Annotated in this window: 15 protein-coding genes and 6 pseudogenes; 5 read left to right on the top strand and 16 right to left on the bottom strand. The window is 48.4% G+C overall.

Annotation, left to right across the window (positions count from 1 at the left end; all coding sequences use genetic code 11):
* A pseudogene (locus PPOP_RS21040) lies at nucleotides 1-196 on the top strand (DUF2975 domain-containing protein); the annotation flags it as partial.
* Between the two features lie 60 nt (nucleotides 197-256).
* Here PPOP_RS21040 and PPOP_RS24595 read toward each other — a convergent pair.
* A pseudogene (locus tag PPOP_RS24595) lies at nucleotides 257-388 on the bottom strand (DUF2975 domain-containing protein); the annotation flags it as partial.
* A 2-nt stretch (nucleotides 389-390) separates the two neighbouring features.
* On the opposite strand from PPOP_RS24595, the pseudogene PPOP_RS24590 reads away from it, so the two are divergent.
* From PPOP_RS24590 to PPOP_RS16485, 3 genes and pseudogenes are all read left to right on the top strand, one after another.
* Nucleotides 391-546: pseudogene (locus tag PPOP_RS24590) on the top strand (helix-turn-helix domain-containing protein); the annotation flags it as partial.
* Nucleotides 547-549: 3 nt separating this feature from the next.
* Complete coding sequence (locus PPOP_RS21030) at nucleotides 550-825, top strand: alcohol dehydrogenase catalytic domain-containing protein (protein ID WP_267879085.1); 276 nt, start codon at nucleotides 550-552, stop codon at nucleotides 823-825.
* Between the two features lie 84 nt (nucleotides 826-909).
* Nucleotides 910-1,245 (top strand): annotated as a pseudogene (locus tag PPOP_RS16485) (transposase); the annotation flags it as partial.
* Nucleotides 1,246-1,391: 146 nt separating this feature from the next.
* On the opposite strand, the gene PPOP_RS16480 reads toward PPOP_RS16485, so the two are convergent.
* Nucleotides 1,392-1,997, bottom strand: a complete 606-nt coding sequence (locus tag PPOP_RS16480) for a reverse transcriptase domain-containing protein (protein ID WP_052516639.1) — start codon at nucleotides 1,995-1,997, stop codon at nucleotides 1,392-1,394.
* Between the two features lie 1,040 nt (nucleotides 1,998-3,037).
* Between PPOP_RS16480 and PPOP_RS26065 the strand changes: the two are divergent.
* Nucleotides 3,038-3,663: pseudogene (locus PPOP_RS26065) on the top strand (transposase); the annotation flags it as partial.
* Between the two features lie 179 nt (nucleotides 3,664-3,842).
* On the opposite strand, the gene PPOP_RS16475 reads toward PPOP_RS26065, so the two are convergent.
* The 14 genes and pseudogenes from PPOP_RS16475 to PPOP_RS22925 form a co-directional block, all read right to left on the bottom strand.
* On the bottom strand, nucleotides 3,843-4,694 hold the full coding sequence (locus tag PPOP_RS16475; protein WP_052516638.1) for a sporulation protein YpjB: 852 nt from the start codon (nucleotides 4,692-4,694) through the stop codon (nucleotides 3,843-3,845).
* A 51-nt stretch (nucleotides 4,695-4,745) separates the two neighbouring features.
* A complete protein-coding gene (locus PPOP_RS16470) occupies nucleotides 4,746-5,381 on the bottom strand; it encodes a DUF1405 domain-containing protein (RefSeq protein ID WP_042229425.1) in 636 nt (211 codons plus the stop codon).
* A gap of 127 nt (nucleotides 5,382-5,508) precedes the next feature.
* Nucleotides 5,509-6,372 (bottom strand): menaquinol-cytochrome c reductase cytochrome b/c subunit, encoded by an 864-nt coding sequence (locus PPOP_RS16465; protein WP_006287770.1) that lies wholly within the window; start codon nucleotides 6,370-6,372, stop codon nucleotides 5,509-5,511.
* Between the two features lie 18 nt (nucleotides 6,373-6,390).
* Entirely contained in the window at nucleotides 6,391-7,062 is a 672-nt protein-coding gene (gene qcrB, locus PPOP_RS16460) for a menaquinol-cytochrome c reductase cytochrome b subunit (RefSeq protein WP_006287769.1), read from the bottom strand.
* A 19-nt stretch (nucleotides 7,063-7,081) separates the two neighbouring features.
* Nucleotides 7,082-7,618: a Rieske (2Fe-2S) protein gene (locus PPOP_RS16455; RefSeq protein WP_042229421.1), complete on the bottom strand. Its 537-nt coding sequence runs from the start codon at nucleotides 7,616-7,618 to the stop codon at nucleotides 7,082-7,084.
* 172 nt (nucleotides 7,619-7,790) lie between these two features.
* Nucleotides 7,791-8,240, bottom strand: coding sequence for a DUF2487 family protein (locus PPOP_RS16450; RefSeq protein WP_006287767.1), 450 nt, complete (start codon nucleotides 8,238-8,240; stop codon nucleotides 7,791-7,793).
* Between the two features lie 92 nt (nucleotides 8,241-8,332).
* A complete protein-coding gene (locus tag PPOP_RS16445) occupies nucleotides 8,333-8,512 on the bottom strand; it encodes an IDEAL domain-containing protein (RefSeq protein ID WP_006287766.1) in 180 nt (59 codons plus the stop codon).
* Between the two features lie 23 nt (nucleotides 8,513-8,535).
* A complete protein-coding gene (locus PPOP_RS16440; RefSeq protein ID WP_006287765.1) occupies nucleotides 8,536-9,042 on the bottom strand; it encodes a gamma carbonic anhydrase family protein in 507 nt (168 codons plus the stop codon).
* Between the two features lie 68 nt (nucleotides 9,043-9,110).
* Nucleotides 9,111-10,265, bottom strand: a complete 1,155-nt coding sequence (locus tag PPOP_RS16435) for a hypothetical protein (RefSeq protein ID WP_006287764.1) — start codon at nucleotides 10,263-10,265, stop codon at nucleotides 9,111-9,113.
* Nucleotides 10,266-10,403: 138 nt separating this feature from the next.
* Entirely contained in the window at nucleotides 10,404-11,018 is a 615-nt protein-coding gene (locus PPOP_RS16430; RefSeq protein WP_006287763.1) for a histidine phosphatase family protein, read from the bottom strand.
* A gap of 48 nt (nucleotides 11,019-11,066) precedes the next feature.
* Entirely contained in the window at nucleotides 11,067-11,663 is a 597-nt protein-coding gene (locus PPOP_RS16425) for a zf-HC2 domain-containing protein (protein ID WP_006287762.1), read from the bottom strand.
* Complete coding sequence (locus PPOP_RS16420; protein ID WP_006287761.1) at nucleotides 11,663-12,244, bottom strand: RNA polymerase sigma factor; 582 nt, start codon at nucleotides 12,242-12,244, stop codon at nucleotides 11,663-11,665. Before PPOP_RS16420 ends, PPOP_RS16425 begins: the two co-directional genes overlap by 1 nt.
* 278 nt (nucleotides 12,245-12,522) lie before the next feature.
* Nucleotides 12,523-12,759: pseudogene (locus PPOP_RS26060) on the bottom strand (helix-turn-helix domain-containing protein); the annotation flags it as partial.
* Between the two features lie 181 nt (nucleotides 12,760-12,940).
* Nucleotides 12,941-13,294: a transposase gene (locus PPOP_RS22925; RefSeq protein WP_006287760.1), complete on the bottom strand. Its 354-nt coding sequence runs from the start codon at nucleotides 13,292-13,294 to the stop codon at nucleotides 12,941-12,943.
* Nucleotides 13,295-13,387 lie beyond the last annotated feature (93 nt).

Genomic DNA, 13,387 nt, shown 5'->3' with positions numbered 1-13,387 from the left:
TTTTGCAGTCATTTTCTTCATTGTGTTAGGGATAGTAAGTTTAAAAGTGCTTTCTAAAGTTACAGGTGACGATCCAGCAGGTCCAATATCACTAAGTCTAATGGGCATTTTAGCAACAAGTATCATCGCAGCCATTGTGGACGCACTTCAAAAGCCAATAAAAAACATCCTAGAATTAAAACCAAAAAATGATTAACGTTTCGGTAAAATTTAATCAACTTAATTAACGAGATGCTTTTTATGAAACAAGAGGCAAAATAATGACCAATCCGATTGGTATGATACCTGGAGGGTCAACTCTTTCCGCCATGAGATAGTAGAGTGGCATACCTAGCAGGTACAAGGTACTGATCGTGATGGCACAGTATTATATATTCTTTAAAGCCTTTGCTTTCGGAGAGGGTTGGAATTACTATGGCGAATATTTCCATTCTGAAAAATGGGAAAGCAAAATCGATTCGTTTTTCACCATTAGAAGCGATATGTAAGACTTTGGATTGTCAGCCTGGAGATATTTTAGAGTATAAATGTGACGAAGATACTCAAGAAATTCCAAGAATAGGTGAAAACGAGATTTTAATAAAAGTATCTTACACAAGTGTGAATGATGCTGATATAAAAACACGCTTAGGCAATAAAGGAAAAGGAAATTTCCCTTTAATCTTTGGATTGGATGTTGCAGGAGTAATCGAAGAGGTTCCTCATAATTCAAATTTTTCAAAAGGAGAACGAGTAATATATTTCCCTAAAAATGGATCATATGTCAATATCGGACGGAAATTCCCCAATTTCATCGGTCGGCTTCAGCATATTCCCCATTCTTAACCAATCTCGACTCTCTCCCTCCAGAGAGTATGTCGGCTGTAGGTGGGGAATTTTCAACCGATGATATTGGGTATTTTACTTCCGATTTTCACATGCTACCCGAAGACGGAGATTCAGAAATGCATCATTCACCAAATCCGCAATTCGACGCGCTACGTGTCCTACAAGGATCTCAAGAAAGTAACGGCAGACCTGAAGCTCATCTACACGACAAACATGATCGAAAGCTACCATCGCCAGCTACGAAAAGTGACCAAGGGCAAAAGCATCTTCCCAACGGACGAGGCATTGCTAAAGATGCTATACCTCGTCACTATGGATGTCACTCTCAAATGGACGGGCCGCGTGCAAAACTGGGGCCAAATGCTGCTGCAGCTCTCCGTTTTCTTTCCAGAGCGCATCGGCCAGCATCTGCCATGAGGGTCGATCTCCCTCTCGGGGGAGATTCTCTATAAACGAGTTGTAGAGTAGAGGAGCGCCTTTCTTCACTGGATTGTACGCTCCCCCCTCGCAGAACCGTGCTTGGGCGCTATTTACGCACACGGCTCCTCATCAGAAGTTTCACACTATCCCGTTCCATCAAACACACTCGAATATATTCTTGGTTTTGGTAGTGGATTGGCTTTCATTAGCAATAAGAATTTCTCCCAAGTATAGCTGTTTCTTTGACTTCTTCGATTCAACCATTTAAATAGCAGCCTCATTGTACCGTACCCGTATCTCGACAGCATTGGTCCATTGTCGGTGATACCGTAGTATCTGTAGTGTCCAACGAGCTTTACCTTGAGTTGAACTAACAATGATTTGACCTGCAGAGTTCGGTTCGCCTTAATCCATAGCTTCATTCGATTTAGTGCCGCTTGAAATTTCTTTCTGCTCGTTTGTCGCTTCACTCTGAATTTTCCATTTCGACTTTTCCCACAGTAGTGGGTAAATCCCAGGAAATCAAATGTTTCCGGCCGGCCCTCTCCTCTGTTTCTCCTGTTTTGTGCTGCAAATTGGCCAAATTCAATAATCTTGCTCTTTTCAGGTGCTATCTCCAGGTTGAACTTCTTAAGCCTGTCCTTGCGTTGCAGGTAGAAGTTTCTTGCCTCGCCTTCCGTTTGAAAACAACATACAAAATCATCCGCATATCGAACCATATGGGTCTGGCCTCTGTATTGCTTCTTCATAATCAAAGAATCCTGTTATATCCGCATCCACCACCTCGTTCGTTTTCTTCGTCATGATGATTGTGTGTAGTGTTCGCAGTGCATCATGACAACCACGTCCAGGCCGAAATCCAAAAGAGGATCCCAGGAAATCCCTTTCAACTATAGTTCCCTTTCAGTTCCTGATGGCACATGTACAATGCCTTCTGGTACTAAGACGAATTTATCAGCTCATTACGGACATAAAAAAATGAAGCTGCTGCGACTTGATAACTAGGTTCGCGGCTGCTTCATTTTTTACTATCGTACTTCCCTTTTTGAATATTTACCCCATTAATGCCTCACAATTAATCGTACAATTAAAAACGTTATTACGCCTGCCAAAAGATGAATAAAAATCTGGAGTGCAAGATTAAGAATTTTTTTCATAATACTCTCTCCATTTTTTTTTGGAAGCCTACTGTTTTATGTTGTAATCTAGCGAGAATTCTAATTGTAACAAGTTTTTATCTGAATAAGCGGTTTTGGGAAAAACAACCTCAACTATTAATTCCTCTTCCTCTACTACTGCCTTACCTATTTTAGATGCTTCATATTTTAGGTAAATTCTTCACTAGACCCCAACTTCTTTTCTCACGAACTTTACATTCAGAAGTAATGGTAACTTTTTGAATTGATCCATCTGAATCCATTGTTACTGGAACCTCTTGTGCAAACGTTGAAGTCGCACTTATGCCACAATAGATGTAATTAGTATACTCATTTTAACATACTTATACCTCTGATACCATATTTTATACTACTATCACAGTATAATTAACGAAATTTACCTTGTCAAGTTGTTTTTTGGCATTTCGTAAGCACTAAACCTGGCACACCTTCAACAGATCCCGAGAATAGGAGAAGGTGGGGGCAATTGCAAATCACAGGAGGTTGCCTCATGACAAAACAAGAACAACAAGTTGAAGCTGCTTTACTGGATCATAATGACTTTTAGCTATTCTATCGGCGGCTTGAACGCGGTACGTTCCAATGGCCCCTCAGCCGTGAGCGAACGGTTGTCCTCTCTCGAGAAGACACACCCTGATCAGCTGGAGTTCAACCTGTTTACGAAGCCGAAGTATGGGCCACGCCGAAAGAGCAGTAGCCTGAGATGGAAACACTCACCTGCGAGCGGCGCAAAACAAGCGGCAAGCGCGAAGCGGATCTGTCCAGGCTGCCGGTGGAAACGGTGACGTACTGAGCAAATCTGCGCGTGAGGCGGCGGCTCCCTGCATGAAATGACCACGGAAACGCGCAGTGAAATCGACGTCGTGCCGCCGCAGGTCAAGGTGGTTCGTCATGTCAGCAGGTGTATGCCTGCCGTCACTGCGAGCGCCATGAGCTGCAGACTCCCATCGTCACGGCGCCAATGCCCAAACCTATGTATCCGGGCAGCCTAGCTTCTCCTTGTTCAATGGCTTATGTAATGTGCTAGAAATACGTGGACCGTATGCCGCTCTACCGACAAGAACAGCAATTTGCCCGTTTGGGCGATACGTTGTCGCGGCAAACGATGGCGAACGGGATGATTTACGGTTCCGAGCGGTGGCTGAAGCCGGTGGTCATTTTTTACTATCGACGGACGAGAGGCGGCGAGCATCCGCGAGACTTCCTGGCCGGCTGCATCCGTTCCGGTATCTTACACAAACCGTTGCCGCAGCTTGCCGACTTGCAAGAGTCTGCGGCATTAGTTCCGTTCATGCCATGGTCGTCTCATCAAGCAGCAACTGGAGTGGAGATTGCCGCTGCAAAATGGAGTTCATGTCATCGTCTTATCGGTTCATGTTCAAGCAGGTTGGCACACAAATCGCTTGGAGATATGCATTACTTGCGGAAGTGACCAGGGCGAATCGAGTCATGCTCGTAGCGGTATTTCTGTACCGCGACATAGAATAAAACGGAGCAGACGATAAATGTAAATAATAATGTCCATTGCAGCGGCAGCGTCCCGGTATCTTCTTGGCCGAAGGTTGGCGCGTCCTTGGTCTTGCCGAACAATTGGCGAAGCCATTCATCCCCGTGCCGGTTCAACGCCTGATTGACCTCAGCGAGGGGCGCCTGTTTGGCTACGGCCCGTTCGACAAGCCGCACAAGGGAGTCGATGACCTCTACCGTCTCCGGACTACGCTGGATGGTCGCTGCCGGTCGGATGCGGTCCACATACAGCAGCCACTGCTTTGCGCTGGATAACCACTCTTTTTCTTGCTTTACCTGCTTCATTCGGTTCATTTCATCACGCAGCATTTGTTCGTATTGCAGCCACATCGCTTGTTTTTTATGGATTAACGCATCTGACGCCAGCCGCAAGCGCGCGGTCACATGCATCAGACGTTCCTCATTCCGTTCTACCGCAGGCAACGCGCGCTTCACTTGAACGATCGCGTCACTTAACGCCCGAACCCCTTCGACACCCGTCGCGCCATAAAAGGAAGTGTCGGTCATCGATTCTCCCATCTTTTGCACAAGCTGCCGCGCCCGTTCAAGCTCTTGCTTCTTCACGGCCTGATATATTGCTTCGGCTTGCTGGTCCAGCTTCAGCCAGCTCTCCTCCGGCTTGCCGGCCATGCTGTTCGTCCCTATTGCAACAGCGGCAGGCGCCAGACGGAGTGTACACATGCCGATGATTCCGACTACGATAACAAGGATAACAAGCCAACGTGAACGTCTAAAAAGCATGTACATCCCTCCCCCATCATCGTATGGGGAGAGGTCCACATTTATGCCTCGCTACCCGTTCCGTCTTGCCTGCTTCATCGCTGCCCAGCTTATTGCTACGCTGGCGCCCGTCAATGCGAACGTAAACACGCATACCTCCAATAAATAAGGATGGAGGGGCCGTGGCAGCCACGGAAATACACCGGCGCTGTAGTCGACGGTGTCATTCAGCCATGTCCAGCAGGCCGCTATCGTTAAGCTGGTGCTTCCAAATCGGAATAAGCGCACGTACAGCAGCGCTTCTACCGCCATTGCCAGATGGGAACTGATCAGCATCCAATCCTGCCATACCATCGGCGCCCCTAAAGCGGCACCGGCAAAAATCATGGCGCATGCCCATATCCCATACTTGACGGAGGTAACTACCGCAAGCGCTTCAATGATCTTAACTATGGCGCTCCCACATATAGAACGGGGCTGCAGACGTAGTAAGAGGAAGAAAATGCTTATTGTAAAAAACAAGCTTGCGGTCGGGCTATCCGGAACAAACGGAATTTGCCATAGCGGATGATAAGTCCACGTATAGATCAATTGATTTTTGTACCAATAATACCCATACACTGTGCCAACAAGATTGCTCCAAAATAAAATCCACAGCACCCAACGCCGGCTTAAAAAAGAACGGCTGAACAAAGAGGCCAGCTTCATTTGTACTCTACCTTCTTCCGTTTCGATCCCGCGAATTCGCGATGCGCCCGCTAGGATCAATGAACTCATCGTCATCTATAGAACGAGCCTGACCGTTATAACGGTCAGGCTCGAGTCTCTACTTATTTTACTTCTCTGCTTTTTGTTTCGCAAGCCATTCTGCGATATGATTCAATTCCTCTTCACTTGATGCATCCTTCATAGACGGCATATTGCCCTTCCCGTTGTGGAGGATGTCGAGGATATCATCTTTAGTTAACGTATCGCCGATGCCGCGGAGTGAAGGACCGGATTGACCTTTCAGGTCACTGGCGTGACAGTTCAAGCATCCTGCTTTTTTCATATCATCCATGGCAGGATCATGTTTGTCAACCAGTGCAATCTCCTTATTCGGCTTCGGTTGTCCCGTAGGCTTGCCAGCTAGCGCAGCTTCGCGCGCCTTCTCCAACCGGACCTCATGTTCCGGCTTGATATTCAGCTCTGCCAGCTCGGCTTCATACCCCAGCCAAGCAACGCGCGTCAAGTAGAAGCAAGCGATCAAGCTGACAATCATGAGTGAGGAAGCTACCGGACGACGGTAGAAGCGGCGTTCCTTCCCCGTATCCAGGAATGGCGCCAACATCAATCCGCCGAACATGAGAGCCGGTAGTAGCACCGTACCTATTACGACATAGCTTCCTGACCCATACGGGTATTTCAAGAACTGATATAAGAACAAAAAGTACCAGTCAGGAATGGGAAGGAATCCCGTATTGTTCGGGTCGGCCGGATAACCTAGCGGAGCAGGCTCCGCAATCGTTAGCACGAAAATTCCTACCAAAGCTACAACGCCGACCATCCATTCCTTCAATAAGAAGTACGGAATAAAGGCTTCAGACTTCCCTGGAAATGCGGTATAATCCGGCGGAATCGCTTTCTGGCTTCTTTTCTTTATCCGTGAATCACCGACATATACGATTTTCTCCGTATTTGACGGCTTATCGTGTGCCAATGGGTCTCTCCTCCTCTCTTATAGCGGTCCTGAAATACCTTGACGGCGAATCATCAGGAAGTGAGCGCCTATCAAGGCCAATAGAGCCGCCGGCAAGAAGAAGACGTGAATCGCGAAGAAGCGGGTAAGCGTTTGCGCTCCGACAATCGTACCACCCTGCAGCAATTCCTTGACGTACGGTCCGATATATGGAATGGTATCGGCGATCTCCATACCGACCTTGGTTGCGAAGTACGCCTTGTTATCCCATGGAAGCAGGTATCCCGTGAACCCGAGACCGATCATGATCAAGAGAATCAATACGCCCACGACCCAGTTCATTTCGCGCGGTGATTTGTAAGAGCCGGTGAAGAACACCCGCAACGTATGTAACAGCATCATTACGATGACAAGACTCGCACCCCAATGGTGCATTCCACGCACAACTTGGCCGAAGGCAACCTTGGTCTGCAAATACTCAACACTGTAGTAAGCGTTGACAATGTCCGGAACGTAATACATCGTCAAGAACATGCCGGACAAAATCTGAATCACGGTGATAAAGAACGTCAACCCACCGAAGCAATACACAAACGCGGAAAAATGATGCGCCGGATTCACGTGTTCCGGCACTTCGTGATCCGCCACGTCGCGCCAAATCGGCGTGATATCCAGACGTTCGTCAATCCAGTTGTAAACCCCTTTAAACATCTGACACTACGCCTCCTTGTTACTGCACGTGTTGGTTCGGAATCTTGTCACCAAGATATACAAAACCGTTTTCAATTTTCATTATGTACTCATCCAGCGGTGCGCGAGCTACAGCCAGTTGCTTGCCTTCCTTCGTGTAATGCGCCCCATGGCACATGCAGAAATACTGATCTTTGTACTTCGGGTTGGAATTCCAGTTCACCGTGCATCCCAAGTGCTTGCATATCGGTGACAACGCAAAAATATCTCCGTTCTCGTCCTTGCTGATCCAAGCAACCCATTGAGGCTTGCTCTCGTACCAGCCGTCGATTTGCGTAACGTCGAAGGTAAACTCCTGAGGTTCATTGGTAATCCTGCTAACTTCTACGACTTTTATGTAGTTCCCCTCTGGCTTTGTCTGCAGAAGCGGATCCACGGCGAACCGTACCATGGGAATAGCTGGACCGACGAACATGAAAGCGCTCGCCCCACCCAATGTGTAAGCAAGAAATTGTCTACGTGACATTTCTTTGCGAGGTTGATGAGGTTTCTGTTCGTTATTATGCGGTCTGCTCATTACTGTGTCCCCCCTTACACAACCGTTCTCCCAGCTTGCTATGATGAGAATCACAATCCAACCAAAGACATTATTATAATATCCCAGTACTATGGAAAGCGTCAAGAATTTACCAGCTAAAATGCAAATAGGAACACGATTTAATCCTAATATTGTTGACATTTTGTCACAATTACGTTCCAAACTGTGATGCGTGCCACATTTTTTGCATTTCCTCCTTCATCAATTTCTTGACAGCGTTCGCATCTTCTGTTCCAAGCTCAGCCGGCGTAAAGACAGCGTCTGCTAGGGTCACCTCCCCCTGCCGAAGTCGGACCGCTTGCGAAACGATGACGGTATAGGCAAACCCTTGCTCCCTGAGCCGTCTGCACACCTTGTCCAACAGTTCGATATCCGCCGGCTGTGGCTCGCGCCCTCCCGTGAAATGGCAAGCCGGGTAAGTAACCGTGCGCCCATGGAACGGAATCTCTACCCCGTCCAGCCAGTCCCGCAGCCGCTCGAGCCGTTCCGCCGCTTCGACCGGCGATTCCAGCCCTGTCAATCCGGACACGGGCAGGATGCAAGTGTCCAGATAGGGCCCCCACTCCTTCCATTGTTCTGCTGTCAACTCGCTGAATTTCATGCTGCTCCCCCTTTTTTCCAATTCTCCTCCCCCTATTATAACCCGTTGTACAAAAAAATGAAGAATCGCTCAGAGCGCTTCTTCATTAGGGGTTACTGCAACGTCTTCAGTTCTTCCGTTAAGGATCGAAACGTGTTCTCATCCCCTGCTGCTAATGCCTTGTCAATTTCTTCATAAATTCGTTCCGTCCGATATTTCCGTATCGCGTCGTCCCAGATCATTTCCGCAGTCAAACTCAACATCGCTTCATACGTCACTTTCATTTTATCCATAGGATACACCTCCAACCTAACGATTAAGAGATCCTATATTCCTTTCCTTTCACCACATAGCTATCCGTTGTTCTCTTCATTCGCTGCAAATCTTCGTCTGTCAACTCCCGTATGACTCTTGCGGGTGAACCAAGAGAAAGAGTATAGGCAGGTAATTTATTAGTTTCAGTGACGACGGAACCAGCTCCTACTAAAGCATATTCACCAATTTCCGCTCCGTTCAGTACAATGGCCCCCATACCAATCAATGTACCTGTGCCTATCCGGCAGCCATGCACGATCGCACCATGTCCAATCGAAACACGATCTGCGATTCGTAATGGCTGATCCGTGTTGACATGGCCGATAACACCATCTTGCAGGTTCACTTCCCGGCCGATCTGTATCGGGGCTAGATCGCCGCGCAGCACGGCGTTGAACCATACGCTGGACAGGGGACCGACGGTTACGTCACCGATGAGCTTCGCGCCTTCCGCTATATACACGGAGGGATCAAGGCTCGGTCGAATACCTTTGTAAGGGATGATCATATGTTCACACACCTCCGAGACACCTATTCATCATGTTATTTTAGGGGATAAAAGGTGGTCTCATCGTATCAATGAGCATGCGGCATGTCAACGTTCAGTTGAATTCTGTCTCCATAGGCGACATAGACGCCCTGGATGACTTGCTGCCCTTTCTTCGTCATCTGCAGCACCTGGGCTTCATTTGGGATCTCACCCAGACGTAGCAGACCCAGATGAACCATCATCATGATGATCCGCTGCCGAAATACGGATTCGGATGTGTCGAAGTAGAACGGCCTGATGTAAGGAAGCAGCGTCCGTTCCAGCGATTCCAATGTGGTCCATCTTGATGTGCACAGCTGGATCCAGTGAACGACAGACAGCAGATTCGGAATCGCATTCTTGTAGAGCTTCAACCAGAAACAGTAGAGTGAGGCCGTCGGCTCGGTTCCTCTCCTGCTCCGCCGCTCCTCGCCCGGATGAGAACAGCGCAGTCGCCCATCTCCTTCCTCCAGCCAGCCTTGGTAGAAGGCATAGTCATAAATGAAAGATAACCGGTTCGGATAATCATGGAACCGCCTGCCGTAACCGAATCGCCATTCTCCCTTGCCTATCGGCGTCTCCCGAATCGCGAACGTATCGAGAAGCTGCTGCTGGGCCCGCTTGTACATCACCCCTTCCCAATTCAAGGGCGGAGATTCCGTCGCGACGAAATCAAGGAGCTGCAAAATGTCATCGCCGATTCTCCCGTCCTCGTCACGATATACATGCGGTTCAGCGGTAAGCTGCAATTGGCTGGAGAAGGATTGATACAGCACATCTTTGAAGCGTTGCTTCAGATCGGTCGGAATCTGGAACAAATACTTAGTCTGCTGGTTGCATCCGTTGAACAGCCAGCCACTATGCTTGAACTTCGCAATCGTATCCCGCGGTTGAGACCCGGACGGAGCAGAATCCGACTTGCCCGGCACCACCGTATCGAACTTCGTCTGCTGCACTCTGGCCACCAGTTCCTCCAAACTGAAGGAGGAGCGCTTATCGAACAGGATGGAATTAAGAAAGCGCCGTTCCTCCAGCGACATCTCATTCACATGGTGTTCGAACACGTCCCTGCTGCCAAGAGCCAGCAGAATCGATTGGATCAATTCATGCTTGGAGCGTTCATTGCATACACAGCCGTACCGCTTAGCAATTCGGGCCAGTTGCCCGATATCTGCGTAACTGAGCATTTCTGCCAGATTCATGCCGAACCTCCGTTCTCTGTAGCTTCATTCCTTGAGCAAGTCTTTGTTACATTAACCATTATTGGAAAAAGTCCGACATTTATTCAGGGAAATAAAAATAAATAGGCCCCGGTTCATCAATCGAACCAAGGCCTGCTTCTATCTGCCGCGGTGGAAAGTGGCCGCATCAGACGGTTGAATATGTTTTGTGCAATTATACAGTACAGGGTGCCATTGTGCACCTAGCCGCTCAAGAATCGAGTACGACAAGTTGCCGATATGGCCCTGCGACAATTGTCCGAACAAAGCAATGAACAATTGAGCCAGCCAGCTTCCGTGCGTCACCGCCAGCAGGTTCCCGCCTTCCCTGCGAAGCGCCAGAGACTCCAGCGTCTTCACCGCCCGGTCACCCAGCGCTTCATCACGCTCTTGTCCCAGATCGAGCTGACGCCAGTCAGCGCCCCAACGCTTCTCCCGCTCCTCAGGTGTCGTTCCTTCCACCTGACCGTAAGCACGCTCGACCAATCCCTGCTCCGGATCGAGGAGCGGAATATTCAGTGCGTTCGCCAGGATGGCACCCGTCTCTTCAGCCCGGCGAAGGCCGCTTGAGACGACGGCATCAAAAGTGATGTCTTCCTTCTTCAAACGCTCGGCCAGTAACGCCGCTTGATTCCGGCCTGTATCGTTAAGCGGAATGTCCGTCCATCCTTGAATCTTCCCTTGGGCGTTCCAATCGGTAATCCCGTGCCTAACCAATCCGAAATATTGGGCCATTGCTTCTCCTACTATACCGTGGAAATGTGTGAACAACCTCTATCAATGTTATCGACGCACCCGCGTCAGCCAATTCAACAGCAATAATGCAAAAGTAACCCCGAATAGGGACAACGCTATCCAATAATGAGGAATGGTAGGCACCACTTGCAAAATAACCGGATCGCTGATGCTCGCAACCGGAACGCCTATCGTCATATTTCCCCACCCCGATTGATCGCCCCCAGCAACCACGGGCGGGATCAATCCGCTAATATCCTGGATGTTCGAATGCTCTCTGCGGACAAGCAGCACAATTAGCGCACATAAAAATATCCCCATACAAAAAGCAACAATCCCTGCAAGCATATTGCGAGTTCGCAGGGACCATATCTGTGAACGTTGATGAACTGGAACGAGCCAGCCCTGTTCTTCGTAAATCATATTCATCACCCGTGCCGGTGTAAATCCGGAACCGGATGTCTCGTTAACGATGATGTCCGAATCGTCTTCCACCCATTCCTCGCTTGCAGCCCATACACTGTATTGCTCAGCACAGGATTCGCATTCGCTTACATGCTTCTCAACCGCTTGCCGCTGCGGATCGTCCACAGGCAATTCGGAATAGAACGGCATCCACTCGAGCGCTTCCGCGCATTTCATCATTAATTCATCCCCTCAACTCCCGGCTCAGCAATGTATGCCTCCAACTGAGACTTCACACTCGCACGAGCGCGGAACAACAGCGATTTCACGGAGCTTACCGTCTGCCCCAAGGCATGGGCAATCTCTTGATAATCCAGTTGGTCATACTCGCGCAGGATGAGGGCCGATCGCTGCTTCTCCGGCAGGCGGTTGATGGCGTCGCGAACCAAAGACACCTTCTCGTTCCGCAGCAATGCATATTCCGGTGCCGCCTCGCGCGGCGCTTCCGGAACGATACTGTAATCATCGTCCAACGATACTTGCACGCTGCGCTGCTTCCGCAGCTCACTAAGTACCGTATTACGGGCAATTGTATACAGCCACGTCGAAAAAGAGGCCTCTGCCTCGCGGAACGTATTCAGGCTCCGATATGCCTTGTAGAACGTCTCGGCACATAAATCCTCGGCAAGCAATTCCAACTGGGAGCTCTTTAACATATGAAAAATAAAGGATAGCAGTTTTCGTTGATAACGATTCATCAATTCAGCGAACAACTCGACGTTACCGTCTTTAATCTCGCGGATGATCTGGGAATCGGTCATGGACTCAAGTTCCTCCTTGCTTTCCATATCCTTCCCGATGCGCTACCTGTTAAGATATACTCTCGAAGTATAGAAAAGTTGCGGATCGGAGTTCAAATTACGTCGTACTCTCATTCACCTATAAAGCGTATGTAAGATTATACTTCAAAATGTTAAACAATTTTCTCACATCTAGTCGTATTTTATCATATAAAAGTCGGATAATGATTAAAAATTTTTAAGGTATTTTTTGACCAAGCTTACGATTCCGTAAGGTTACATCATTACGGTATGCCGCTTCATTCCAGAAAGTCCCCTAAACTGGTTGTCATTTGCAAAGGAATCGACTTGTATCCGAAAACGCGTGGTTCATGCCAGTTATCCATTGAATAGAATTGGGGGGGGATCGAAAAAGATTTGTATTTTTTGACAGTTGGAGATCGAAGCTGCTGCTCCTTCATGATGCGTGACACGGTCCGTTCGGATACATCCACTCCTTGCTGGTGAAGCTTCTGCGTGACCTTGGGACTCCCGTAAAGCCGCCGAGAATATCTTCAAACACTTCCTTGACTTGCTTTGTCCATTCTTTATGTTGGCGCTCTCGCTGGCTTTCGGGACGACCCCACCATTTGTAGTATCCGCTACGAGATATTTTCATAACTTTGCACAACTTCTCCAATCGGTGCTCGGAGCGGCATTCGTGGATGAATAAATATTTTACCGACGGTCTTTCGCGAAGAAGTGCATGGCCTTTTTTAGGATTTCATTTTCCTCTTGCAGATCACGTATTTGTTTTTGTAATTCCCGCAACTGATGACCTTCCGACTTGAACGCCTGATGTTGCATGATTTCCGATTCGCGGCCGAACTTCTTCATCCAGCCATATAACGTGTTGTCCTTTATTTTATATGTCTCATCGTAAAGAGGTTTTCTTATCTTTTGACACAGTTGACACAGTCCTCCGATATTCGTCATTTTATCAGTGTAAATCTGTACGTCTTGAAAGAATGCGTGATAAGAGGTGCGGAAGCGGGGTCGGTGAATACCTATTATTATTTTTTGCCCTTTCATTTACAAGCCTTCCTCTTGCGTATGCAGATTTCGCGAATGGCACCTTGGTTCAGACCGAAGCAGGATTCAAGCCGATTGAACAAATCCGGGTCG

The organism is Paenibacillus popilliae ATCC 14706 (assembly GCF_000315235.1).
GTDB classification, from domain to species: domain Bacteria; phylum Bacillota; class Bacilli; order Paenibacillales; family Paenibacillaceae; genus Paenibacillus_B; species Paenibacillus_B popilliae.
This window is presented reverse-complemented; position numbering and strand designations above follow the sequence as displayed.